This is a genomic window from Rhizobium etli CFN 42, from assembly GCF_000092045.1.
Classification (GTDB): Bacteria; Pseudomonadota; Alphaproteobacteria; order Rhizobiales; family Rhizobiaceae; genus Rhizobium; species Rhizobium etli.
On record NC_007761.1, the window covers coordinates 1,258,393 to 1,283,135 of the forward strand.

22 protein-coding genes are annotated in these 24,743 nt (G+C 61.9%); 9 read left to right on the plus strand and 13 right to left on the minus strand.

The window, feature by feature from the left end:
* The first annotated feature begins 35 nt into the window (after positions 1 to 35).
* Positions 36 to 671 carry a LysE family translocator gene (locus tag RHE_RS06180; protein ID WP_011424545.1) on the plus strand — a complete coding sequence of 212 codons (636 nt, stop codon included), beginning with the start codon at positions 36 to 38 and terminating at the stop codon, positions 669 to 671.
* A gap of 53 nt (positions 672 to 724) precedes the next feature.
* Here RHE_RS06180 and RHE_RS31500 read toward each other — a convergent pair whose 3' ends face one another.
* The 6 genes from RHE_RS31500 to RHE_RS06210 all read right to left on the minus strand — a co-directional run bounded on the left by RHE_RS31500 (position 725) and on the right by RHE_RS06210 (position 6,793).
* Positions 725 to 1,012 (minus strand): MurR/RpiR family transcriptional regulator, encoded by a 288-nt coding sequence (locus RHE_RS31500; RefSeq protein WP_011424546.1) that lies wholly within the window; start codon positions 1,010 to 1,012, stop codon positions 725 to 727.
* A gap of 107 nt (positions 1,013 to 1,119) precedes the next feature.
* Positions 1,120 to 2,079, minus strand: a complete 960-nt coding sequence (locus RHE_RS06190) for a sugar phosphate isomerase/epimerase family protein (RefSeq protein ID WP_011424547.1) — start codon at positions 2,077 to 2,079, stop codon at positions 1,120 to 1,122.
* Complete coding sequence (locus tag RHE_RS06195) at positions 2,076 to 3,080, minus strand: Gfo/Idh/MocA family oxidoreductase (RefSeq protein ID WP_042118125.1); 1,005 nt, start codon at positions 3,078 to 3,080, stop codon at positions 2,076 to 2,078. Before RHE_RS06195 ends, RHE_RS06190 begins: the two co-directional genes overlap by 4 nt.
* A 103-nt stretch (positions 3,081 to 3,183) precedes the next feature.
* On the minus strand, positions 3,184 to 4,107 hold the full coding sequence (locus RHE_RS06200) for a sugar ABC transporter substrate-binding protein (RefSeq protein ID WP_011424549.1): 924 nt from the start codon (positions 4,105 to 4,107) through the stop codon (positions 3,184 to 3,186).
* Positions 4,108 to 4,208: 101 nt separating this feature from the next.
* Positions 4,209 to 5,219, minus strand: a complete 1,011-nt coding sequence (locus RHE_RS06205) for an ABC transporter permease (RefSeq protein ID WP_011424550.1) — start codon at positions 5,217 to 5,219, stop codon at positions 4,209 to 4,211.
* A complete protein-coding gene (locus RHE_RS06210) occupies positions 5,219 to 6,793 on the minus strand; it encodes a sugar ABC transporter ATP-binding protein (protein ID WP_011424551.1) in 1,575 nt (524 codons plus the stop codon). The genes RHE_RS06205 and RHE_RS06210 overlap by 1 nt, the downstream gene beginning before the upstream one ends.
* 160 nt (positions 6,794 to 6,953) lie before the next feature.
* On the opposite strand from RHE_RS06210, the gene RHE_RS06215 reads away from it, so the two are divergent.
* From RHE_RS06215 to RHE_RS06225, 3 genes are all read left to right on the plus strand, one after another.
* The gene (locus RHE_RS06215) at positions 6,954 to 7,988 is read left to right on the plus strand and encodes a substrate-binding domain-containing protein (RefSeq protein ID WP_042118128.1); all 1,035 of its coding nucleotides are present in this window, start codon (positions 6,954 to 6,956) and stop codon (positions 7,986 to 7,988) included.
* 372 nt (positions 7,989 to 8,360) lie between these two features.
* On the plus strand, positions 8,361 to 8,801 hold the full coding sequence (locus RHE_RS06220; RefSeq protein WP_011424553.1) for a c-type cytochrome: 441 nt from the start codon (positions 8,361 to 8,363) through the stop codon (positions 8,799 to 8,801).
* 85 nt (positions 8,802 to 8,886) lie between these two features.
* Complete coding sequence (locus RHE_RS06225; RefSeq protein ID WP_011424554.1) at positions 8,887 to 9,801, plus strand: cytochrome c; 915 nt, start codon at positions 8,887 to 8,889, stop codon at positions 9,799 to 9,801.
* A gap of 45 nt (positions 9,802 to 9,846) precedes the next feature.
* Here the strand turns inward: RHE_RS06225 and RHE_RS06230 are convergent, their stop codons facing one another.
* Together RHE_RS06230 and RHE_RS06235 are read right to left on the minus strand one after the other, a co-directional pair.
* Positions 9,847 to 10,476 carry a glutathione S-transferase family protein gene (locus RHE_RS06230; protein ID WP_011424555.1) on the minus strand — a complete coding sequence of 210 codons (630 nt, stop codon included), beginning with the start codon at positions 10,474 to 10,476 and terminating at the stop codon, positions 9,847 to 9,849.
* 69 nt (positions 10,477 to 10,545) lie between these two features.
* The gene (locus RHE_RS06235; protein ID WP_011424556.1) at positions 10,546 to 11,040 is read right to left on the minus strand and encodes a GNAT family N-acetyltransferase; all 495 of its coding nucleotides are present in this window, start codon (positions 11,038 to 11,040) and stop codon (positions 10,546 to 10,548) included.
* 279 nt (positions 11,041 to 11,319) lie between these two features.
* On the opposite strand from RHE_RS06235, the gene dmeR reads away from it, so the two are divergent.
* The 3 genes from dmeR to bla all read left to right on the plus strand — a co-directional run bounded on the left by dmeR (position 11,320) and on the right by bla (position 13,634).
* Positions 11,320 to 11,592: a Ni(II)/Co(II)-sensing transcriptional repressor DmeR gene (gene dmeR, locus RHE_RS06240; protein ID WP_011424557.1), complete on the plus strand. Its 273-nt coding sequence runs from the start codon at positions 11,320 to 11,322 to the stop codon at positions 11,590 to 11,592.
* Between the two features lie 18 nt (positions 11,593 to 11,610).
* Complete coding sequence (dmeF, locus tag RHE_RS06245; RefSeq protein WP_011424558.1) at positions 11,611 to 12,639, plus strand: CDF family Co(II)/Ni(II) efflux transporter DmeF; 1,029 nt, start codon at positions 11,611 to 11,613, stop codon at positions 12,637 to 12,639.
* Positions 12,640 to 12,743: 104 nt separating this feature from the next.
* Positions 12,744 to 13,634, plus strand: a complete 891-nt coding sequence (gene bla, locus RHE_RS06250) for a class A beta-lactamase (protein ID WP_011424559.1) — start codon at positions 12,744 to 12,746, stop codon at positions 13,632 to 13,634.
* Positions 13,635 to 13,662: 28 nt separating this feature from the next.
* On the opposite strand, the gene RHE_RS06255 is transcribed toward bla, so the two are convergent.
* Complete coding sequence (locus RHE_RS06255) at positions 13,663 to 13,902, minus strand: DUF1127 domain-containing protein (protein WP_042119207.1); 240 nt, start codon at positions 13,900 to 13,902, stop codon at positions 13,663 to 13,665.
* Positions 13,903 to 14,079: 177 nt separating this feature from the next.
* On the opposite strand from RHE_RS06255, the gene RHE_RS06260 reads away from it, so the two are divergent.
* The gene (locus RHE_RS06260) at positions 14,080 to 16,089 is read left to right on the plus strand and encodes a BTAD domain-containing putative transcriptional regulator (RefSeq protein ID WP_011424560.1); all 2,010 of its coding nucleotides are present in this window, start codon (positions 14,080 to 14,082) and stop codon (positions 16,087 to 16,089) included.
* A gap of 25 nt (positions 16,090 to 16,114) precedes the next feature.
* On the opposite strand, the gene RHE_RS06265 is transcribed toward RHE_RS06260, so the two are convergent.
* Together RHE_RS06265 and RHE_RS06270 are read right to left on the minus strand one after the other, a co-directional pair.
* Complete coding sequence (locus tag RHE_RS06265) at positions 16,115 to 18,454, minus strand: glucose/quinate/shikimate family membrane-bound PQQ-dependent dehydrogenase (RefSeq protein ID WP_011424561.1); 2,340 nt, start codon at positions 18,452 to 18,454, stop codon at positions 16,115 to 16,117.
* Between the two features lie 190 nt (positions 18,455 to 18,644).
* Positions 18,645 to 20,147: a protein adenylyltransferase SelO gene (locus RHE_RS06270; RefSeq protein WP_042119210.1), complete on the minus strand. Its 1,503-nt coding sequence runs from the start codon at positions 20,145 to 20,147 to the stop codon at positions 18,645 to 18,647.
* A gap of 246 nt (positions 20,148 to 20,393) precedes the next feature.
* On the opposite strand from RHE_RS06270, the gene RHE_RS06275 reads away from it, so the two are divergent.
* Positions 20,394 to 21,845, plus strand: coding sequence for an MFS transporter (locus RHE_RS06275; protein ID WP_042118132.1), 1,452 nt, complete (start codon positions 20,394 to 20,396; stop codon positions 21,843 to 21,845).
* A gap of 81 nt (positions 21,846 to 21,926) precedes the next feature.
* Here RHE_RS06275 and RHE_RS06280 read toward each other — a convergent pair whose 3' ends face one another.
* Positions 21,927 to 22,445, minus strand: a complete 519-nt coding sequence (locus RHE_RS06280; RefSeq protein ID WP_011424564.1) for a DUF1697 domain-containing protein — start codon at positions 22,443 to 22,445, stop codon at positions 21,927 to 21,929.
* A 128-nt stretch (positions 22,446 to 22,573) separates the two neighbouring features.
* The gene (locus RHE_RS06285; RefSeq protein WP_011424565.1) at positions 22,574 to 24,682 is read right to left on the minus strand and encodes a S9 family peptidase; all 2,109 of its coding nucleotides are present in this window, start codon (positions 24,680 to 24,682) and stop codon (positions 22,574 to 22,576) included.
* Between the last annotated feature and the right edge of the window lie 61 nt (positions 24,683 to 24,743).

Genomic DNA, 24,743 nt, shown 5'->3' on the forward strand with positions numbered 1-24,743 from the left:
CAAAAGGCCCCTCGAACGACAAGGCGTCAACTGACATGAATTACCACGAAAACCTCTGGCTCTTCTTCACCCTTCTCTTCGGCATCATCATCGTGCCCGGCATGGACATGCTCTTCGTGCTCGCCAATGCGCTGAGCGGCGGTATCCGGCGGGGACTGGCGGCAACTGGCGGCATCATGGCGGGGGGCGCCGTGCATTCGGCCTATGGCGCGGCCGGCGTCGGTGTGCTCGTCACCATGCTGCCGCAGCTCTTCAATGTGCTGCTCTTTGCCGGCGTCGCCTATATGATCTGGATCGGCATTTCGCTGATGCGCAGTTCGATCACCGTCGAGGCGGTCGGGCCGGCAACGGCGCGCTCCGGCTGGCGCGCCTTCCGCCAGGGCGCCGTCACCTGTCTGATCAATCCCAAGGCCTATATCTTCATGTTCGCCGTCTATCCGCAGTTCCTGAGGCCGGAATTTGGCCCCGTCTGGAAGCAGGGCCTGATCATGGGGGCCATGACGATCGCCACCCAGTTCGCCATTTACGGCACGCTGGCAATGACCGCCGGCCGCAGCCGTGATCTTCTCGTCGGAAATCCCGATGCCACGGCCTTTGTCGGCCGCTGCGCCGGACTGCTTCTGGTCGCAGTCTCCGCGCTCAGTCTCTGGCAGGGTTGGAAAAGCGCGTGAGCCTCAAACTCCTGCCGCTTCAGACCGATGCAGCGGCGGAAGTCGGTTCATCTTCAGCGATGATTTGCGGCAGTGCTACGGAGATGTTCTCTTATCATCGCGCGAAACTCGCCGAATGTCTGGAACCCAATGTGCCGCACAAGCCGATGGACCGTTGTTGGAGAAACGCGGCACCTGCGCGCGACCGCGGCAGCACTTTCAAATGCCGTTATGTCAGGTGTTTCCAGAATCTCCCTTGCGACGCGTTCGAGACCGACGGGAAATACCAACCGCCGGCTGGCGATCAGGCGCTTCAGTTCTTGCAGTGTTGAGAGAGGAGGAGAGTTTTGATCCGGTACCATTGCAAGCACTTTCAAAAGAGGTGCCTTCACGCAATCTCAGTCGAAGTCTGCGCAGAAGCAGCGCCTCACCGAGATGCGCGAGGGGAAATTGGCCGCGGTTTCGTCCACTAGATCGCCTGCGGCTTGAAATCGTTCGCCGCGACCGGCATCACGCCCTGCAGAAGGGTGACGGATTTCTCCAGCCCTTCCAGGCTGTTCAGAAGCACGTCCTCATGCTCGATCGAGAGCCAGCCGTCGTAACCGGCCATCTTCAGCCTGTAGCAGAACTGCCGCCACCATTCTTCGCCATGGCCAAATCCCAGAGTGATGTAGGACCAGCTGCGCGCCGGAATGTCCATCAGGCTGCCGTTCTCCAAAAGGCTGGTGACGGCCTGCCTTGGAGCGTTGAGGAAAGTATCTTTGGCGTGAACATGGTATAGAGCGTCGCCGAGCGCTTCTGCGGCCGCAAGAGGATCGGCGCCCATCCAGAAGAGATGTGATGGATCGAGGTTCGCTCCGACGACTGGGCCTACGGCCTCGCGCAGCTTCAGCAGCGAGGGGACATTGTAGACGCACTGGTTGCCATGCAGTTCCAGCGCGATGCGCTCCACGCCGTGATTTCTGGCGAGGGCCACGATCCTGGTCCAATAGGGGAGGAGCTTTTCCTCCCACTGGTAGCGAAGGATCGCCTGCGTCTCCGGCGGCCATGAGGAGACCACCCAGTTCGGCATGGTGTCAGCGGCACTCCCGGCCGGAAGTCCCGACATCGCGCAGACGGTCTTGATGCCGAGCTCGCCCGCCGCCCGGATCGTATCCTCAAGACCCTGCCCTTGGGCAAGATCGGTCGGATGTAGGGGATTTCCGTTGGCGTTAAGGCTTATCACCTCCAGCTCGCGGTCGGCGAAGGCTCCGAGGAACGATTTCTGCGCGCTCTTGTCCCGCAGGATCGTCGGCAGATGGAAATGCGGCGCGGTCGACCAGCCGCAGGTGTTGACCTCGACGCCGGAGACGCCCAGCCTTTGAGCGTGATCCAGCATCGCCTCGAAGGGCAGGCCGCCAAGGCTGTCTGATACGAATCCAAGCTTCATGCGTAAAACTCCGGTTTGGCAATCATTTCGACGGGAATCTTGCGGCCGTCGTTCAAAGCTCTGACGCCGGCTTCGGCGACCCTTGCGGCGCAGTATCCGTCCCAACTGCTCGACGCGATGTGCGGGAACACTCCGGTCTCGACGAACCGAACGAAAGCGCGGTTCTGGCGGCGATAGGCTTCAGCGTAGCGGCCGCGCCAATCCGCTTCGTAGCTTGTGCTCTGGCCGAGCTCCCGGTCGACGCGGGTGTAGTTTACGGCGTTCATGGCGATGGTCGCCTTCTCGCCCACCAGTTCTGCTCGGACGTCGTATCCGTAGGCCGCGTTATTGTTGATCTCGATATTGACGAGCTGATCATCCGCGGTTTCGAGCACCATATAGACTGGCGCGACCAGCGCATCGGACCGCTTCGGCTGGAAGGCGGAGACCGATACGTATTCGGTATCAAGGACGTGTCGGACGACATCGAACTCGTGCGGGGCGGAATTGGTGATTGCCATCGCCCCGGTGAAGTCCGACGCGGGAGTCGCGACATTACGATGAAAGTTGTGCATCATCAGGGCCCGGCCAATCGCACCGCGCTCCAGAGCCTGCTTCATTTCCACATAGGATTGATCGAAGCGGCGCATGAAGCCGAGCATGATGAACTTCGATCCCGCGGCTTCTTCCGCCTGCATGATCTCCAGGCATTCGTTGGAGGATTGCGACAGCGGCTTTTCGCAGAGAGCCTGTTTGCCTGCTCTTATGCAGGACAGCGACAGGGGCGCGTGCGTAAAATCGGGGCTTGCGATAATCACTGCGTCCACGTCCGGACGAGAGGCCACCCGGTCGGGGTCAGAGTCGACCTCGTGAGCGCTGTAGGCGTCCGCTACCTTGCGGGCGCGGTCCGCATCCATGTCGCAAACGACTTGGAGGCTCGCTCCTGGCAGATCTTCCGCGACGATTCTCGCATGATCGGCTCCCATCAGTCCTGCCCCGATGACGGCGATCCTTACTGTCATTTCGATATTTCCTGTCGTTAGAGAACCAGAGTTGCGGCAAGCATTGCGTCTCGTGCGAAATGCGTGCCGAGAGCCCCATCCCGGCACGCACCCCTTAGAGGGCTTACTTCTTTGCGTATTGACCGACGTTGTCCTTGGTGATCGAAGCAAACGGCACCAGCTTTTCGGCCGGCGCATCCTCGCCTTTTTTCAAGCCTTCCACGACCTCGAAGGCGGCCTTCGCTTGGCCTGCGGCGTCCTGGAAGATGGTCTGCGACATGGTGCCGGCCTTGATCGCGTTCAGAGCATCGGCCGTACCATCGACACCCGAAATCATCACGCCCTTGAGACGGTCGGCACCCTGAAGTGCTTCGAGCGCCCCCAGCGCCATCTGGTCGTTGGCTGCGACGATTGCATCGAATTTGGGAAAGCTCTGGATCCAGTCCTCCGTGACCTTCATGCCTTCAGCGCGGTCGTAGTTTGCCGAGAGGCTGGCGAGGGTGGTCACGTCGGAACGGCCGAGCGCATCCTCGAAGCCCTTCTTGCGCTCCTGCGTGTGCGAAAGCCCCGGCGTCCCTTCGAGGTAGAGGATCTTGGCGCCCTTCGGCAGGTGTTCTTTCATGTATTCGCCCTGAAGACGGCCGGCATCGATGTTCTTCGAGCCGACGAACGTGTATTTGCCGCCTGCCGATTGGATGCCGAGAGCGATGACGGGAATGCCGGCCTGGTTCGCCTTCTCGACGCCCGGTACGATGCCCTGATAGTCGACGGGCACGACGACGATTGCGTTGACCTTCTGCGCTATGAAGTTGTCGATCTGATCGAGTTGCTTGCTGACGTCATTGTTGGCGTCTGAGAAGTTCACTTCGACTGCCGGATCGGATTTCGACGCTTCGATGAAGGCATTCTTGCGCGCCATGACGAAGACATCCGTGTCCGCCATGTTGGCGTAGCCGACGACGAATTTGTCTGCGGCGAATGCGCTGCCGGTGGAGATTGTGGCAAGGGATATGGCGCAGGCGAGAGCGAGTTTGGAAATGGCTTTCATAGGGTCCTCCCATTGAGTTTCAGGTTCATTCCGGATGCGGGAAATCCCCGCTGACAAAGAGGTGGTTCCCGAGCAGGCGCTAGCCCGCCGAAGAACATCGGTCATGCCTTCTTTTTGTTGCGGGCAGACTTGGTCCAGACATCGAGGATCACGGCGATCGCGATGATCAGCCCCTTGATGATCTGCTGCCAGTAGGAGCTGACATTCATGAGATTGAGCATGTTGTTGATGACGCCGATGATCATCGAGCCGATGATTGTGCCGGTGATGGTTCCGGTGCCGCCCATCAGGCTGGTACCGCCGACGACCACCGCGGTAATTGCATCGAACTCGTAGCCGACGCCGCCGGCCGGCTGGCCGGAATTGATGCGTGACATGAGGACGATGCCTGCGACGGCGCACAGGATACCGTTGAAGATGAAAGCCTTCACGACGATGCTGTCAGGGTTGATGCCGGAAGCGCGAGCGGCACGCTCATTGCCGCCGACCGCATAGACGTATCGCCCGAACTTGGTCTTGTTGAGAAGAGTCCAGGATAAGACGACAACGACCGCGAGAACGATCACGGAAATCGGTACCGGGCCAAGCGAGCCCTGGCCGATCACCTTGAAGTCGCCCAGTCCTGTCACCGGCGAACCGCCCGTGTAAAGCAGCACCGTGCCGCGTGCCACCGTCGTCATCGCCAATGTCATGATGAATGACGGGATGCGGAAGAAGGTGATGACGAAGCCATTGATGATGCCGGTCACCATGCCGACTGCTACGCCGGCGACGACCGCGAGGATGACGCTGCCGGTCATGGCCATCACACTAGCGGCGATGACACCACAGAGCGCGAGAACAGATCCCAGTGAGACGTCGATGTGCCCCAGAATGATGATGAAAGTAACGCCGCAGGCAAGGAGGCTCACCACGACGACCTGACGCAGCACGTTAGTGAGGTTGGCTTCTGTCAGAAACGTCGGGCTCAGGATCGAGGCAAGGACGCAGATACCGACGAAGATCAGGATTGTACCGTATTTGCGGTAGATCTGGGAAAAGCTCATGTTCCGAGAGCCTGAAATCACCTGGCCTTCTCGTTTCACCGCCGCGTCTGCGCGTTCAATACTCATCAGTGTCCTCCCGTGGCGAGGCGCATGATGTTTTCCTGCGTGGCCTCGGCTCTTGTTAGTTCGCCGGTGACCCGGCCTTCGCTCATCACCACCACGCGGTCACTCATGCCGAGGATCTCGGGCAGTTCGGATGAGATCATGATGATCGCGAGCCCCTGACGAGCGAACTCGGTCATCAGTCTGTGAATTTCGGATTTCGACCCGACGTCGATGCCTCGTGTGGGTTCATCGAGAATGAGCAGCTTCAGATCACCCAGCAGCCACTTGGCGAGAACGATTTTCTGTTGATTGCCGCCGCTGAGGTTCTCCACGATCATTGCCGTATCGGGCGTCTTGATCTGGAGCATCTTGATCATGCGCTGGGAAGCTGTCTCTTCCTGCCGCTCGCTGATGAAAATGCCGGAGGCGAACTTCTTAAGGTTCGCGAGCGAGATGTTCTCGCCGACGGACCGGCAAAGCACCAGACCTTCCGCCTTTCGATCTTCCGAGACCATGGCGATGCCGTTGGCAATGGCATCCTTAGGCGACGTGAGCTTTAGCGGCTTTCCATTCAGGCGGACGACGCCCGCGTCCGCCGCGTCCAAGCCGAAGATCACCCGGGCTACCTCCGTCCGCCCGGCGCCGATCAGGCCGGAAAGGCCAACGATTTCGCCGGCACGCACCTCGAAGCCGACATTGTCGAAAACGCCGTCACGAGAGAGGTTCTCGACGGAAAGAACGATGTCGCCGATCGGCACTTCTTCTTTCGGAAAGATGCTGGAGATCGTGCGTCCCACCATCTGGGAAATCAGCTTTGCCGGCTCGTATTCGCTCGCCGGGGCGGCAGCGACGAACTGGCCATCACGCATCACCGTGATGTCGTCGGCAATCTGGAAGATCTCGTCCATCTTGTGGGTGATGTAGATGATCGCGACGCCTGCTGCTTTCAGGTCTGCGATCTGCCTGAAGAGCATCGCAACTTCGGTGTCGCTGATCGCCGACGTCGGTTCGTCCATGATGATGAGGGAGGCCTCACGAGAAATCGCCTTGACAATTTCGATGAGCTGCATCGTGGCGATGGACAGATCTCGCATCTTGGTTTGGGGGCTGTATTTCAGACCCAAACGATCGAGCAGCGTCTGCGTATCTGAGTTCATGCGATCGAAATCGACGAACCGGGACAAAACGCCCGTCCTGCTATAAGTGGGTTCGCGGCCGAGAAAGATGTTTTCGGCGATAGTCATGTCTAGCACCGGGCTGAGTTCCTGATGGATCATCGAGATCCCTCGCTCCAGCGCGGCTGCGGCGCTCTGATGGTCGAGCTTTTCGCCTCTGAAAAGGATCTCTCCGCCGTCGATCGCGTAGATGCCGCTTAGAATCTTCATGAGCGTCGACTTGCCCGCGCCATTCTCCCCGACGAGAACATGGACGGTGCCTGCACGAACCTTCAGGCTCATGCCATCGAGCGCGAGAACACCGGGGAAGGCCTTGGTGATTGAGCGCATTTCAAGAACGAAGCCGGCTCCGCTATCTATAGGCGTGCGATGGCCTTCGCCGCCCGAAAGCGGCGCCACCCTTTGCAAGGTCGCAGACATGAGAGTATTTCCTCCAGATGAGAGAGCTCTCCCAAGCTCTCCCGCCAAACTGGCTTTTGCTGGAAGATGAAATCGCGAAAATTCTGCAAACTGTCAACGAACAGCTGGATTTTTCTCCCAAAAACTCTCATAAATAACATCAAGTTTTGAAAGGTTTGGTATGTCTCGCCCAACGATCCCTGACTTGGCAAAGGCCGCGAATGTGAGCATTTCAACGGTCGATCGCGTCCTGAACGGTCGCGATCCGGTGCGCCCGCAGACGGCCGAGCGGGTTCTGAACGCCGCCCGGCAGATCGGCTTTCATGGGGTGACGGCCATCGCTCGCCGACTCGAGCACGACAAGCCGGTGATCAAATTCGGTTTTCTTCTCAAGCAGTCTCACCGCAAGCTTTATCAAATGTGGAGTGACATTCTCGTTGCGGCGACGGAAGCATTTCCCGACGCCCATGGCAGGGCCATCGTTAGATTCATGGACGATCTTGCCCCCGATAAGGCTGCCGAGGCGATCTACGCTCTCAGTCGCGAAGCCGACGTCATCGGAATGATCACCTCTGACCACCCGCAGGTGAACCACGCCGTCGATGGTCTTGCAGCAGAGAACATTCCCGTTGTGACCATGATTTCCGATATTTCCACCGCCTCCCGCGCAGCCTATGTCGGCAACGACTGCATCAAAAAGGGCCGCACGGCCGCCTGGTTCATCGCCGGGCTGAATAGCGACGGCGGCAAGGTTTCCGTCTTCGTCGGGAGTCACCGATATCTCGCCCAAGAGCTGAATGAGATGGGCTTTCGATCATATTTCCGGGAGAGTGCGCCGGGCTTCCAGATGCTGGAGACGGTTGCAACGCTTGAAGAGCCCGAAATAGCCTATGAGGCGACGCGACGCCTTCTGCAGACTGAGCCCAATTGGGTCGGACTCTACGTTGCCGGTGGCGGCATCACCGGTGTGATGCGAGCCCTGCGGGAAGATGGCGAGCCGGCAGCCAAACGCCTGGTGGTCGTAGCACACGAACTCACCAACGAAACCAGAGCCGGTCTTGCTGAGGGGCTAATCAGGGTCGTCCTGTCTCACCCGGCAAAGCTGCTGGGAGAGACCCTGGTGCGGGCAATGGCGCAGGCTCTCGACACCAACCGATCACAGACCGTTTCGCAGCACATTGTGCCGTTTGACTTTTATACTGCTACGAATATTTGAAGCTTCTCCGCGTGCGATGCGAAATGGCGTAGATACCGCGCGGGCGACCGGATTGTCGTGCCGGGCTGCTATATGGTCGATTCCAATTGTGGTGTGCGAGCAAATGCCTCTAAGGCTAGCTCGTCCAATGTCGATCATGACGCGCGCTCTAGGCTATCGTCGTAAGTCCGCGCCGCCTTGGGAAAGGCAACCGCGCCCTTGTTTTCGTTCGGTAGTGTCGGCGGCCTGTCTGACACTGGCCCGCCCTGTTTATCACATTGTTTTTATGTGCCTCCGGCAAAACGTGACCACCTCGACGCATGGATTTTGTCATGCTCCCGGTGCAGATTGGCCAGCGGCCGCCTTGGCCTTCAGAAAATTGGAGAGGAACATATGAATTGGAAAGCAGTAGCTGCCGCCGCAGCGATGGCAGGAATAGCCTTCGGTTCCGTGACCGCCGCCGATGGCACCCATGATTCGCGCATTGCGCTGATGAAGAAGATCGGCGGTTCGGCAGGCGCCATGGCCGCCATCGCCAAGGGCGAGAAGCCCTATGATGCCGAGACGGTAAAGTCGGCGCTGACGACGATCGCCGCAACGGCCAAGGTTTTCCCCGATCAGTTCAAGCCGGGCAGCGATAGGAACGATCCCGAGGTCAGCCCGAAGGTCTGGGAAAACATGGACGACTTCAAGGCGCGCGCCGCAAAGCTCTCCACTGACGCCGAAACCGCGCTCGCTCAGCTTCCGTCCGATGCCGCCGCCGTCGGTGCCACGGTCAATACGCTGGGCGCCAATTGTGGCGGCTGTCATAAGGCTTATCGTATCAAGGAGTGATAGGCCGGCCTGAGCAATTTCAACTGGCGCGGATTGCCTGATGTGGGATCGACGGCGGTAACGTCGGCAAGAGGGGAGGCGGCGCATGGCCCGCAGGTTCATCCGGTTACTGCTCTGTCTGATCGGCGTCGCCGTTCTCGGCGGCGGCGCCTTCTACCTCGTTACCGTACCCGATCCGCTGCCGGAGAGTCATTGGGCCGGTCTGGGCGTGCCGGACCTTGCAAACGGTGAGACGGTCTTCTGGGCGGGCGGCTGCGTCAGCTGTCATTCAGCGCCCGGCTCCGAAGGCGATGCCAGGCTGACGCTGTCGGGCGGTCTGGCCCTGAAGAGCCCTTTCGGCACTTTCCACGTGCCGAACATTTCGCCGGATGAAAAGGCCGGCATCGGCGCCTGGACACTGGTCCAGTTCGGCAATGCAATGAAGCGCGGCGTCGGCCCGGGCGGAGAACATCTCTACCCGTCTTTTCCCTATGGCTCCTATTCCCGCATGAGCGACAAGGACGTCAACGATCTCTTCGCCTTCCTGAAGACGCTGCCGAAGAGCGCCAACGTCACGCCCCCGCATGAGTTGCCGTTCCCCTACAACATCCGGCTTGCGCTCGGCGGCTGGAAATTCCTCTATTTCAACGACCAGCCGCGCGTCGCGCTCGCCAGGAGCGACGACAAGATCAAGCGCGGGCAATATCTCGTCGAAGGCCCCGGCCATTGCGGCGAGTGCCACACGCCGCGCAATGCGCTCGGCGGCTTCCAGGCCGATCAGTGGCTCGCCGGTGCTCCTAACCCGGAGGGGAAGGGGCGCATACCCGATATCACCCCGGCTTCGAAGAGCATCGGCGGCTGGAGCGAGGCGGATATCGCCAACTACCTCGAAACCGGCTTCACGCCCGATTTCGATTCCGTCGGTGGTTCGATGGTCGATGTCCAGCGGAACATCGCCCGCTTGCCGGCCGCCGACCGCGAGGCGATCGCTGCCTATCTGAAAGCAGTGCCGGGGCGTTAGAAAGCCGTCGTCTGACTGCTTGGCACCGTCGGCAGATCTCCCCTGTCACACGGAGGTGGGACCCGGCATGAGATCATAGGGATGGCGCCAGCCGGGCATGTTGCTGATCCGGTCTTTCCAGGCTGCGATGGCCGGATAAGCGCTGTGCTCGATCCCGGTGTCCTCCGGCATGAAGACATACCCTGCCAAAGAGAGGTCTGCGATCGTCAGCCGCTCGCCGACCATGAAGGCCCGGCCTGTCAGGTGTTCGTCGACAACGGCATAGGCAGCTTTGGCCCTCAGTCTCAAAAACTCGACGACCGGTGTCTCGCCGCTCTTCTGGAGGCCGTAAATGAACCTCAGCGTCGCGTAATAGCTCGTGAATTTATGGTTGTCGAAAAGGATCCACCTCATGACGTCGCGCCGTTCTGCGGCCGTCTGCGCCCCAAAGCGCCCGGTCACCTCCGACAGATAATCCAGGATGACCCCCGATTGGCTGATCTTTGTTTGTCCATGTTCGAGCACAGGCGCCTCGCCCTGTTCGTTTACGGTTTCTCGCCATTGCTCGGTTCGCGTTTCGCCGCCCAGATAATCAACGAAAATACTGTCCCACTCGATGCCGGCAAGCGCGAAGAAGAGCGCAACCTTGTAGCAGTTCCCCGAGAGAGCGAAGCAATGGAGTTTGAAATCAGACACGGAGGCTCCTTATGAAAACAAAGGCTTGAAAGTCGGGTCAAGGCAAGCTGAAAGATTGTGATGCCCGCATTATGAAATCGACTGCATGTAGCGCATGCCGGTCACGGGACGCGGGATGAAATCCATCTGTTCGTAGAAGCGGTGGGCGAGCACGTTGCCGGTCGCGGCGCTGACGGAGAGGTAGCAGCAACCTGCGTTGCGCGCCGTCTCGCGGGCCCGGTCGACGAGCAACTGCCCGGTGCCGTGGCCGCGATGGCCGTCGCGCACGAAGAGATGGTGCAGGTCCATGCCGCGTTTGCCTTCCTGCGCCCTGTAGAGCGGCACGAGAATGGCGTATCCGATCAGCCCTTCGCCGGTCTCGGCCACAAGCGCGGTAATCCAGGGCAGCGGGCCGAACAGGTCGCGCTCCAATTGTTCTGGCGTCGTAGCGGCCGCATCGCCGTGGTGAGCGGCAAGCAGAGCGATCATCTCGTTGAGCTCGGGCAGATCGCGCGGCTTGGCGGTGCGAATCGTCACCACCAATGGGCGCATCAGTGAAATTTCGCTGTCTTCGATTTCGGTCATGGTCTTCGCGTCCTTGATAATCTGCCGTCAGGACGCTGCCGATACAACAAAGCCGCCTGACGGCGGCTTGTTGACAATATGATCTGTCGGGCCGCCCTTTACAGGTACAGCCAAAAATACGAGCGGCTCTGGTGCGCGTTTTTGATCATGGCGCATCAATCGCCGCAAACCGGGCATTTGTCAATGGCATTGGAGAGTAGCGCTCACGACGCTGTCACGGTCATTGATGTTGGCGGGCACGCTTGATAGGATACCCCCCTATGTTATAAAAGGCCGATCATGTCCCATACCACCCTGCAGAAAAAGAAGCTCATCGCCCGCATCAGCCGCCTGAAGGGGCAGATGGAGGCGGTGGAGCGGGCGCTCGAGGCCGAACGCCCCTGCGGCGAAATCCTGCAATTGCTGGCCTCGATCCGCGGCGCGTTGACCGGTCTGACCGGCGAGGTACTTGACGATCATCTGCGCGAGCATGTGCTGAATGCCGCTGACGCCGCCGCAAGGGGCGAGGCGGTCGAGGAAATTTCGGAAGTGTTGCGAACCTATATCCGCTGATGAGAGAAGGAGCCTGGAATGAATGCCGGGATCGGGAAAGCCCAAATGACCGCCCTCGAACACGATCATGTCTTCCTCGGCGCCGATCATCAGCGCAATGAGCTGCGGATCTGGCTGGTGATCGGCCTGACCGCGGTGATGATGGTGGCTGAAATCGCCGCCGGGACGATCTACGGCTCCATGGCCCTGGTAGCTGATGGCTGGCACATGTCCACCCACGCCAGCGCGCTGTTGATTTCGGCGCTCGCCTATCTCTTCGCCCGCAAGCAGGCGCGCAACCCACGCTTCACCTTCGGCACCGGCAAGCTCGGCGATCTCGCGGGTTTCGCCAGCGCCATCATCCTTGCCCTGATCGCGCTGCTGATGGCTTGGGAAAGCTGGCTGCGCCTTTCGAATCCGGTGCCGATCGGTTTTGCCCAGGCGATCGCCGTTGCGGTGATCGGTCTTGCCGTCAACCTCGCCAGCGCCTGGCTGCTTGCCGGCGGCGGCCACCATGCGCACGGCCATCACGCGCATCATCACCACCATCACCATGGCCATCACGATCATGGCGACCACATCCATGATCACCACCACGATCAACACGCCCACGATCAACACGCCAAGGATCAACACCCAAAGTCTGGCGACAACAATATCCGCGCTGCCTATCTGCATGTCGTTGCCGACGCGCTGACCTCCGTGCTGGCCATCGCGGCGCTGACGCTTGGCAGCCTTTACGGCTGGCTTTGGCTCGATCCGATCATGGGCATCGTCGGTGGCCTGGTCATCGCCAACTGGTCCTGGAGCCTGATGAAATCTTCGGGCGGCGTCCTTCTCGATGTCGTGCCGAAAGGCGAGACGCTGCCGGCCGATATTCGCGAGGCGATCGAGACCGAGGAAGACCGGATCACCGATCTGCATGTCTGGCAGGTCGGCCCGGGCCATCACGCCGCGATCGTCGCCGTCTTGGCCTCCGAGCCGCGCGAGCCGGCATTTTACAAGCGCAGGCTGTCGGCTCTGACGGAATTGTCGCATGTGACGGTCGAGGTGACGCGCGCAGCTTGACAGCCGACAACAATGCCGCTTCGTCGGCGGCTTAGTCACCGCCTATGACGAGATGCCGCCGCAATCGCGCCTTAGCTCTGTTCTCCGACTCGCCGGAGGATGTCATGGATATCAGTCTTACCCGCCGCATGCTGATCGGCTCGGCATTGTGCCTGCCTGCCCTTACGCTTCCCGTCGCTGCCCAGGACAAGAGCGAGGAGGGCGACGACAATGTCGAGCGCCGCCTGGCCGAACTGGAAAAACGCACCGGCGGACGCCTCGGCGTTTCCGTGCTCGACACCCAGACCAGTATCTCCTTCGGCTATCGCGGCAGCGAGGCCTTTCCGATGTGCAGCACCTTCAAGGCGCTGGCCGCCGGCTTCGTGCTGGCCCGCGTCGACAAGGGTGAGGAAAATCTCGAGCGGCGGGTGACCTATGGCAGGGACAAACTTGTCGACCATTCGCCGCTCAGCGAAAAACACGCGGGCGCCGATGGCATGACGATCGCCGAACTCTGCGAGGCGGCGGTGACGGTCAGCGACAACACGGCCGGCAACCTGCTGCTCGAAAGCTTCGGCGGCCCGGCCGGGCTTACCGACTGGCTGCGCTCGATCGGCGACGGCACGACCCGTCTCGACCGCACCGAACCGACGCTGAACGAAGGCCGAAAGGACGACCCGCGCGACACGACCAGCCCGGATGCGATGCTCGACACGCTCGGCAACCTGACCCTCGGCTCGGTGCTGACTGAAGCCTCCTCGGACAGGCTGATTGCCTGGTTGGTGGCAAGCACCACAGGCAAGGAGCGGCTGCGGGCCGGCCTGCCTCAGGATTGGAAGGTCGGCGACAAGACCGGCACCGGCCAGAACGGCTCTCTCGGCGACATCGCCGTCATCTGGCCGCCCGACCGCGGTCCGATCGTCGCGGCCGTCTATATCGCCGAGGCGACCGCGTCGGTGAAGGATCTCAACTCGATCTTTGCCGAAGTCGGCAAGATGATCACCGAGATGGTGTGACGCCGGAAATCACTCCAGAAGCAATCGATTACCGCATCGACATCAAGTTCGTGATCAGACCCGGTTTGATTTCGAGCACGGGCCGATTGGCCTCCGGGTGACCGATGTCTCTCAGCTGATCGGGTGACAGCTCGGCCAGTCGTCGCCGGCTCACGACCGCCCGTCGCCATCCCTGCAGGCCAGCGAACAGGTTTGCGATGATGTTCATGGGGCCAGGCACCCGGCTTGATGGCGCGCTGACGATGGTCTGTGTTTCCGTATGAGCCATTTTCCGATCTCCCACTTTGGTGATGTGCGGGTGGAAATCTGCCATGCGAGCGTTTTCCGCCTGTCCGGCTGAGCGTGAACGGGGAAGAAAACTTCGATAAGCCGCCGCTAAATCGGTGTTAAATCCGCCTTCCCCAATGCTATTCTGTCAGCGGCGGTCCAAAGCGGGGGGCTTTCTATGCGCATCAGGTTGCTAGGCGGTCTCGAGGCTACTTCCGGAGAAGGTGGGCAAGTCCGCTTCGCCACGCGCAAGACGTTGCTGCTGTTTGCTGCCCTGGCGTTGGCAGGCCGCCGCGGCTGTCGCCGGGAGGTGCTTTCCGAAACCTTCTGGCCGGGACGAAGTAATGAGCAGGCCCGCAGTAGTTTGCGGCAGGCGCTGGTCGATATCAGGCGGTTGTTCCCGGCAAGCAGTGATGCCAACGTCTATATCGATGGGGACCAGGAGACCGTGGCGCTGATTTTCGCTCCTGGTGAAGCCGACATTTCACTCTTCGAGCGGAAGCTGGTGACGGGCTCGAGCGCAGATCTCGCCTTCGCAGCCGATCTCTACCGCGGCGAGCTGCTCGAAGGCCAGTCCATTCCGGATGAGTTGGGTGAGTGGTTCGCGCCCTACCGGAGCACATATCAGCGCAAGGCGCTGCAGCTCGTGGAACGGTTGAGCCTTGCCCTCTTGGAACCAGGCTCCGCGGAAGAATTGCCCTGTGAAGGCCTTGCCGAGAGACTTCTCGCCTCCGACCCTACGGCGGAGACCGCCCACAGGGCGCTGATGCGGATTCACACTCTCCGCGGCCATGAGAACATGGCCTTGCGCCAGTTCGAAACCTGCCGGGCTCTCCTGAAGAAGCATCTGGGTGTCGAACCCGAAGCTGAGACGTCGTCCCTGGCCGCCACGCTGCAACCGCGGCAGCGACCCGGTGATCCGCGGGCCGCCGCGCCCGCAGTCGAGCCGCAGCCGCAGGCCTTCTCCGCTCCGAGGAAACATCATGATCGGCCATCGCTTGCGGTGCTGCCCTTTCAGAATTTGAGTGGCGACCTGGAACAGGAATATTTTGCCGATGGCATCGTGGAGGATATCACCATCGCACTCGCGCAGTTCCGCCACCTCTACGTCATCGCGCGCAATTCGAGCTTCACCTATAAGGGGCAGGCCGTTGACATAAAGCGGGTCGGGCGCGAGCTGGACGTCGACTATGTGGTCGAGGGGAGCGTGCGCCGCGCGGGTGACCGGCTTCGTATCGCCGGACAACTCATCGACACCTCGACCGGCGCGCATCTCTGGGCAGACCGTTTCGACGGGACGCTGGCGAACCTGTTCGATCTGCAGGATCAGGTCGCATCGAGTATCGTCGGCGCAATAACGCCGAAAGTCGAGGAGGCAGAGATCGAGCGCGCCAAACGCAAGCCGACAGAGAGCCTCGACGCCTATGACTATTATCTCCGTGGGCTGGCGGCCTTCGACCGGACCGTGACCAACAGATCGGTCGTCGACGAGGCCCTGCGGCTGTTCATGAAGGCGATCGAGCGCGATCGGGATTTCGCCATCGCCCACGCCCGGGCGGCGCGATGCTACGCGACCCGAAAGAGCAATGGCTGGATGGTCGATCCGGCCACCGAAATTGCCGACGCGACCCGACTGGCGAGAAGAGCCGTCGAACTCGGCTGGGACGATGCAGTCGCGCTCTCCTACGGGGGATATGTGCTCGGTTATGTCGGTGGCGACCTCGATGAGAGTGCGGCCTGCATCGACCGCGCGCTCTTTCTCAACCCGAACCTGGCCGCTGCCCTCGGCGTCAGCAGTTGGGTGCGAGCCTGCCTGGGCGAACCGGACAAGGCAGTCGAACATGCTGCCCTCGCCATGCGGCTGAGCCCCTTGGATCCGCGCCTGTTTGCCTGGCAGTTCAACACCGGCCTGGCTCACTTCTGCGCCGGTCGTTACGAGGACGCCGCCGTCTGGGCGGCGAAATCCCTGCGCCACCAGCCGAACTACCCGAGCGCTATGCGGGTGATGGCGGCGGGCCACGCGATGGCCGGTCATAGGGCGGAAGCAGAGGAAACGATCACGCGCCTCCGCCTGCTGGACCCGGCGCTCCGGCTCTCGAATCTTGCCGACATTCTACCACCGTTCCGGCGTCCGGAGGACCGCAGCCGCTATATTGAGGCTCTTCGTATGGCGGGATTGCCGGAGTAGGCATGCGGCGAAGGAGACCTCGCCATCACGGCAGCGTATAGGCGATGACATAGTCGCCGGGCTTGGTGCCGACCGAGCCGTGGCCGCCGGCGACCATGACGACATATTGCTTGTTGTCGTCGGTCGTATAGGTCATCGGCGTCGCCTGGCCGCCGGCCGGAAGCCGCGCCCGCCAAAGCTCCCGTCCGTTCGTCACATCATAGGCGCGCAGGTAGTTGTCGACCGCAGCGCCCAGGAAGGCGACGCCGCCTTTGGTCAGCATCGGCCCGCCGATGCCGGGCACGCCGACCTTGAAGGGCAGCGGCAGCGGCGTCATGTCGTGCACCGTGCCGTTCTTGTGCATATAGGCGATCTTGCCGGTGCGCAGATCGACGCCGGCGACATAGCCCCATGGCGGCGCCTGGCAGGGGATCTGCATCGGCCCGAGAAAGGGACCCATGAAGACGCCGTAGGGGGCGCCGTCATTGCGGTTGAGCCCCTGTTCGCTGCCTTTTTCGTCCTGGCCTCGCGGCGGAATGTCGGCGGCCGGCACAAGGCGCGAGGTGAAGGCGAGATAGGTCGGCATGCCGAACATGATCTGCCGCTCCGGATCCACTGCCACCGAGCCCCAGTTGAAGGTGCCGAAATTACCGGGATAGACAATCGTCCCTTGAAGCGACGGCGGCGTGTAGCGGCCCTCATAGCGATAGCGGTGGAAATCGATGCGGCAGAGGAGCTGGTCGAACAGCGACACGCCCCACATGTCCTTTTCCTTGAGTGGCTCCGGCGAGAAGGTGAGGTCGGAGATGGGTTGCGTCGGCGCGGTGTGATCGCCCGAGACCGCGCCGCCGGGCGCTGCGATTTCCTTGACCGGGACGATCGGCTCGCCGCTGCGCCGGTCGAGCACATAGAGATCGCCCTGCTTTGTCGGGCCGACGAGGGCGGGAACCACGCTGCCGTCAGGCTTGGTCAGGTCGATGAGCGCCGGCTGCGCCGGCACGTCCATGTCCCAGAGGTCGTGATGCACCGTCTGGCGCACCCAGCGCAGCTGCCCGCTGGCGATGTCGAGAGCGACGATCGAGGAGGAGAATTTCTCGACATTGTCGCTGCGGCCGATGCCGATCTGATCGGGAACCTGGTTGCCGAGCGGGATGTAGACCATGCCAAGCGCTTCGTCGACGCTGAAGACCGACCAGCTGTTCGGCGAGTTGGTCGTATAGGTCTGGCCGCCGGCAAGCGGCGTCGTCACATCGGGGTTGCCGGAATCCCAGTTCCACAGCAGCGCGCCGGTCTTGATGTCGAAGGCGCGGATGACGCCGGATTGCTCCTCGGTGGAATAATTGTCGTTCACCGCCCCCCCGATGATGATCTTGCCGGCCACCGCGACCGGCGGCGAGGTGGAATAATAGTAGCCGGCCGGGTTGAAGCGCATGCCGGTTTCCAGATGCAGCACGCCCTGATCGGCAAAGCCGGTGCACACCTTGCCGTCGGCCGCATCGAGCGCGATCAGCCGGGCGTCCGAAGTCGGCAGATAGACGCGTTCGGCGCAGGGCTGGCCGGCGGCGACATCAGGATCGGCATAATAGGTGACGCCGCGGCAGGTCTGATGCTGTCGGTTCGGATTCATTCCGGAGTTCGAGTCGTATTTCCATTTCTCCTTGCCCGTCTTGGCGTCGAGCGCAATCGCCCAGTTATGCGGCGTGCAGAGATAGAGCGTGTCCTTCACCTTCAGCGGCGTCACCTGATAGGTCGTTTCGCTGATATCCTCCGGCCGCTTGACGTCGCCGGTCTGGTATCGCCACACCTCCTTGAGGGTGGAGACGTTCTCCGCGGTGATCTGGTCGAGCGGCGAGTAGCGCTGGCCGAAGGGCGTGCGGCCATACTGGTGCCATTCGCCATCCGGAACGCTGCCGCCGAAGGCGGGGCTGGCGGCGACCTGATCCTTCGGCAGCTCGCCGGCCAGATCGTGGGGGTCCGTCGTCATCGAGTAGAGGGCGACCAGGATGGCGAGAATGACGGGCACGCCGAGTGGCCAGGGATTGGCGCCGTAGGTTATGCCCGTGGGGCTTCGAAAGCCGAGCGGCCCGCGGATCCACGGCGTCAGCAGCCAGAGCCCGAGCAGGATGATGACGCCGCCGCGCGGGCCGAGCTGCCACCAGTCGAAGCCCACCTCCCATACCGCCCAGCCGAGGGCTGCGACCACAAGAACCGCATAGACCCAGAGCGCCACCGCCTTGCGCATCAGCAGCAAGCCGGCGGTGATGAGGAACATCAGCCCGGCGAACAGATAGAAGACGCTGCCGCCGAGCGTGACGAGCCAGAGCCCGCCGCCACCGAGCGCAAGCCCGATGATGATGAAGAGGATGGAGGTGATGACGATCGCCATAAGGCTGTCTCCCGCGAGGTTTAGCCGGGGTGGAGGAACGGCGGAAGATCCCCGCCGATCAGGCAGGTAGCGCAAGGGAGAGAGCTTTCAACCGCCGCGTTTGCCGCAGGCTGCCGTCACGTGCTGATGTACAGAATCGGACTTTCCCGCCGATGCGGGCCGATGATCGCGGCGCGCAGATAACCGTCAGTTACGTTCCGCAGAAGGTCTGCAGCACTCGCTCGTTCGGCTTCGGCGGTTCCATATAGGCCGCAAAGCTCGGCTGGTCCTCATAGGGCTTGGCGAGGACTTTCAGGAGCGCCTCGAACAGCGAGAAATCGGCGCTTTCGACCGCAGCCTCGATGGCCTGTTCGACCCGGTGGTTGCGCGGGATGAAGACCGGATTGACGCTGCGCATCGCCGCGGCACGGCCGGCGGCCGTTTGCGGATCGCGTGACAGTCTCCCCCGCCACCGCGCCAGCCATTCGCCAGAGCTATCCGGCTCCCGGAAGCTCGTCGCGAATCCAGGCTCCGCCGCGTCATCGCCCGCGAGATCCGACAGCCGCCGGAAGGTCAGCGTGAAATCGGCGCCTTGCGCCTGCATCAGCGCCAGCAACGCCTGCACCAGCTCGAGATCACCATCCTCTTCGCCCTCAAGCCCGATCTTGGCTCGCATGCCCTTCAGCCAATGCGCCTGAAACCGTTCGCCATAGGCGCGGATCACGGCATTCGCCTTGTCGACGGCGCTGTCCTGGTCGGCATCGATCAGCGGCAGCAGCGTTTCGCCGAGCCGTGCGAGGTTCCATTGGCCGATTGCCGGCTGATTGGCATAGGCATAGCGCCCATGGTGGTCGATCGACGAGAAGACGGTGGAGGGATTGTAGATGTCCATGAAGGCGCAGGGGCCGAAATCGATCGTCTCGCCGGAGACGGTCATATTGTCCGTGTTCATGACGCCGTGGATGAAGCCGATGTGCAGCCAGCGGGCAATCAGCGCCGCCTGACGCTCCGAGACGGCTTCGAACAGCGCGGCATAGGGGTTTTCCGCTTCCTTCAGTTCCGGATAGTGCCGATCGATCACATAGTCGGCCAGAGCCCGCACGCCTTCGGCATCGCCTCTTGCCGCAAAGAACTGGAAGGTGCCGACCCTGATATGGCTTGCCGCCACGCGGGTGAAGACGGCGCCTGGCAGCACTTCTTCGCGATAGACCGGCTCGCCTGTCGTCACGGCCGCCAGCGCCCGCGTTGCGGGGATGCCGAGCGCGAACATCGCCTCGCTGATGATATATTCCCGCAGCACCGGCCCGAGCGCTGCCCGCCCGTCGCCGCGGCGGGAAAACGGTGTCTGCCCGGCGCCTTTCAGCTGAATATCGTAGCGCTTGCCGTTGCGGCCGACGACCTCGCCGAGCAGGATCGCCCGCCCATCGCCGAGCACTGGCGAAAAGCCGCCGAACTGGTGCCCTGCATAAGCCATGGCCAGCGGCAAGGCTCCCTCGGGAACGAGGTTGCCGGAAAAGATCGCTGCGCCGTCGCGCCGCAGCACCTCGACGTCGAGCCCGAGCTCTTCCGCCAGCGGCTCGTTGAGCTTGATCAGCCACGGCTCGGCCACCGGTGTCGGCGCTTGCGGCGCAAAGAAGCGCTGCGGCAGGCCGGCATAGCTGTTGTCGAAGGCAAAGGCCGCACCGGGCCGGTTTTTCTCGAGAGCGGAGGTCATGATTGATAGGTAGGGCTGGGTGGCCCGTGGCGCAAGCCGAATAAAGCTCTTCACGCAGCACCGGCCAATGCAAGGAATTGTGATCTGCTTTTCCCTCTCGTCAAAGCTGCTTTGCCATAAAGGGCATAGCGCCGCCATGATCGCAGGCGTATAGCAGATCGTCTCCCCTTGGCATTACGCCATGTCATCCCCCGCGGCCTTGCAGCCTCGTGTGCTCCGCCGCGCCACCGCGAGTGATCCCGGACGATGTCGGATCAGATTTACCAGGCGCCGATTGTTCGGCGCGCCGCGCCCAATTTCCGGGTGATCGCGATGATCGTCGCGAGTGCGATGCTGATGGAAAATATCGATGCGACGGTTCTGGCGACCGCGCTGCCGACCATGGCGCGCGATTTTGCGGTCAGCGCCCCGGCCATGTCGATTGCGCTCACCTCCTATCTCCTCAGCCTGGCGATCTTCATTCCGGCGAGCGGCCGGATGGCCGACAGTTTCGGCTCCCGCACGGTCTTTCGCGCCGCTATCGCCGTCTTCGTCATCGGCTCCATCCTCTGCGCGCTGGCGCCGACACTGCCCTTCCTGGTGCTGGCGCGGCTGCTGCAAGGCCTGGGCGGGGCGATGATGATGCCGGTCGGCCGGCTGGTGCTGATGCGCAGCGTCGCCCGCAAGGACATGGTCAGTGCCATGTCGTGGCTGCTGGTGCCGGCGCTGATCGGCCCCATTGTCGGCCCGCCGCTCGGCGGCTTCATCGTCACCTATCTCGACTGGCGCTGGATCTTCTATGTCAACGTGCCGATCGGCATCATCGGCATGATCTTCGTCTCGATCTATATCGACGAGGTGAAAGGCAAGGCGGTCGGCCCCTTCGATACGATCGGCTTCATCCTCTCCGGCATTTCGCTCGGCTCGCTGCTCTTCGGCTTCGAAATGTCGAGCCATGAAGGCGAGGGCGCCTTTTCGATCTTTCTGATCGCCCTCGGCCTCATCTTCGGCATCGCCTATTTGAGCCACGCCCGCCGGCACCCGTCGCCGATCATGGATTTCTCGCTGATGACGGTGCCGAGCTTCGGCACTTCGGTCATCGCCGGTTCGTTGACGCGCATCACCCAGGGCGCCCAGCCCTTCCTGCTGCCGCTTCTCTTCCAGATTGGCTTCGGCCTGTCGGCCGCCGCGGCCGGCCAGATCGTCATCGCCACCGCGCTCGGCGCCCTCGCGATGAAACCGATGGCGCGGTTCGTCTTCAGCCGGCTCGGCTTCCGCCGCAGCCTTGTCCTCAACGGCATTCTCGGCACGGTCGGCTACGGCCTCTGCGCCGCCTTCCGGCCGGACTGGCCGATGCCGCTGATCTTCATCGTGCTGGTGCTCAGCGCCTTCTTCCTGTCGTTCCAGTTCACCGCCTACAACACCATTGCCTATGACGAGATCGACAAGGAGCGGATGAGCTCGGCCACCAGCTTCTACACCACTTTTCAGCAGCTGATGCTGTCGCTCGGCATCTGCATCGGCGCCTTGGCGCTGCACGGTTCCATGGCCTTCAACGATGTCGAGACGCCGACGCTCGGTGATTTCTCCACCGCCTTCGTCGTCGTCACCCTCATCTCGATCACCGCGACGATCTGGAACCTGCGCTTCTCGCCGACCGCCGGCGAGGAGATCAGCGGCTATAAGCCGAAACGGAAGAAGGATGTCGCCGGCGGCTGACACGACATGCATGCAAACAAGGACTTGGACCGCCTCGCCTGAATCAGATTCTGCGCGGGCAGTTGGTCTTGATCCTTGTTCTCAGGCTTCCATTGCCGCGGCCATTTCTGCAAGCTTGCGCACGGTATTGAGATTGCGCGAGGTCCCCGGCTTCAGCGCCGGCAGCTTCAGCTTCGAGCGGCCGGAACCATTGGGATAGTGCACATAGATTTCGCGAGCCGCGAGCTTCGCTTCCTCGCCATCGGGCGCCACCATTTTATCGAGTGCATCGGCGGGCGGCTTTTCGGGCAGGAAATAGACGAGCAAAAAATTCGGCTTGGCATCGGGAAAGGGCGCGTTCCCGGCAATCGCATCGAGTTCCTTGCGGCTGCGCACCATCACCCCCGGCCGCTTGCCCATCTTCTGCCCGAGCGCCGCGCCGAGCCTTTCCTCCACCGTTTTTTCGGATTCGTCCGAACGGAAAAGCACGTTGCCGCTCTGGATGTAGGTTTTCACATCCGTGAAGCCGAGGCCTTCGCAGATCGTCTTGAGTTCAGCCATCGGCAAGGCACCAGTGCCGCCGACGTTCACAGCGCGGAGGAGGGCGATGTAAATTGGCATTTCCTTCTTCTCAGCTGTTGTGCCGTGCCGGCCCCCCTCTGCCCCGGGCATCTCCAGGTGGGGAGATGCCCGGCAGGGCAGAGGGGGCTCACACGGCACGCCTTGCGCTACTTCCCTCTATCCACCCCTCACATCTTTCCCGCCACCTTGATCGCAAACGCATACTCGAACGCAATCTCCTCCAGCCGCTGGAACCGCCCCGACGCTCCGCCATGGCCGGCGTCCATATTCGTCTTGAGCAGGATCGGCGCTTCGCCGGTCGTCTTGTCGCGCAGCTTCGCCACCCACTTGGCCGGTTCCCAATAGGTGACGCGCGGGTCGGTCAGGCCGCCGAGCGCCAGGATCGGCGGGTAGGCTTTGGCGCTAACATTGTCATAGGGCGAATAGGCGGCGATCTGCTCGTATTCTTCGCGGCTGTCGATCGGGTTGCCCCATTCCGGCCATTCCGGCGGCGTCAGCGGCAGGGTGTCGTCAAGCATGGTGTTGAGCACGTCGACGAAGGGAACGGCGGCGATGATGCCCGCGAACTTCTCCGGCGCCATGTTGGCGACGGCGCCCATCAGCATGCCGCCGGCCGACCCGCCCTCGGCGATGATCTTCGCGTAGGAGGTGAACTTCTGTTGATTCAGATAGTCGGCCGCAGCGACGAAGTCCTTGAAGCTATTCGTCTTCTTGTCCATCTTGCCGTCTTCGTACCAGGCAAAACCCTTATCCTTGCCGCCGCGGATATGGGCGATGGCATAGACGAAGCCGCGGTCGGCGAGCGACAGGCAGTTGGTGTTGAAGCCGGCCGGAATGGTGATGCCGTAGGCGCCATAGCCGTAAAGCAGGCAGGGCGCGGTGCCGTCGAGCGGCGTATCCTTGCGATAGAGCAGCGTGACCGGCACCGTCTCGCCATCCCAGGCGGGGGCGAAGACCCGGCGGGTGACATAGTCATCGGGATTGTGGCCGGAGGGCACTTCCTGCGTCTTCAACAACGTGCGCTCGCGCGTCACCATATTGTAGTCGTAAAGCTGCGACGGCGTCGTCATCGAGGAATAGGAGAAGCGGATGACATCCGTATCGTATTCCGCCGCGCCCGAAAGCCCCAGCGAATAGGCTTCTTCGGCAAAGGCGATCGCATGTTCCTCGCCGGTCGCCCGGTCGCGGATCATGATCCGCGGCAACCCGTCCTTGCGCTCCAGCCACAGGAGGTGGCGAGCATAGGCCATGTGGCTGATGATGAGCGTGCCGGGCTTGTGAGCGACGACTTCGCGCCAGTTCTCCTTGCCCGGATTCTCCACCGGCGCTTCCATGATCTTGAAATCCTTGGCGCCGCCGTCATTGGTCAGGATATAGAAGACGTCGCCGCCCTCGGTCAGCGAATATTCGATGCCTTCCTCGCGCGCCGCCACCAGCTTCGGCTCGGCTGTCAGGTCCTTGGTGGACAGCAGCCGGTATTCGCTGGTCTCGTGGTCGTGAATATCGATATAGATGAAATCGTCGAGCAGCGAGCCGCCGACGCCCATGAAGAAGCCGGCATCGGCCTCCTCATAGACCAGCCGGTCTTCCGACTGGGGCCGGCCGACAATGTGGTGGAACACCTTCGAGGGCCGGTGGTTCTCGTCGAGCGCCGAATAGAAGAAGCTCTTGCCGTCTGGTGCCCAGACGCCGCCGCCGCCGGTATTCTCGATCCGGTCTTCGAGATCTTCCCCGGTCGCGAGATCGCGCACCTTCAGCGTGAAAAACTCCGAGCCCTTGTCGTCATAGCCCCAGATGCCGCGTCGGTGGTCGCTCGAATGGTCGAGACCGGCGAGGCGGAAATAGGCCTTGCCGGATGCCTCCTTGTCGCCGTCGAGCAGCACGGTGCGGATCGCCTCGTCGGCAACGTCGCCGTCGCGGGGAATGCGGAAATAGCGCGGCTGTTCGCCGCCGGCCACAAAGAACGTGCCGTAGGCATAGGCGCCGTCCTTCATCGGCACCGAGCTGTCGTCTTCCTTGATGCGGCCGCGCATCTCGGCAAACAGCGCCTTCTGCAGCGGCTTGGTATCCTCCATCGCCGCGTTCATATAGGCGTTTTCGGCTTCCAGATGCCGGCGGATCTCGGGGTCGAGGATCGACGGGTCCTTGAACATCGCCTGCCAGTTGCCGGCGCGCAGCCAGGCGTAATCGTCCGTGCGGGTAATGCCGTGGCGCGTATCGGAGAGAGGCTTTTTCGGTGCGGCGGGCGGTGTCGGCAGGCTCTTGAAAACGGACAAAGGAATTGGCTCCGGTGGGAATGTCGGGTTGGCAAGAGATAGAGGCGCACCGCCGCCGGAT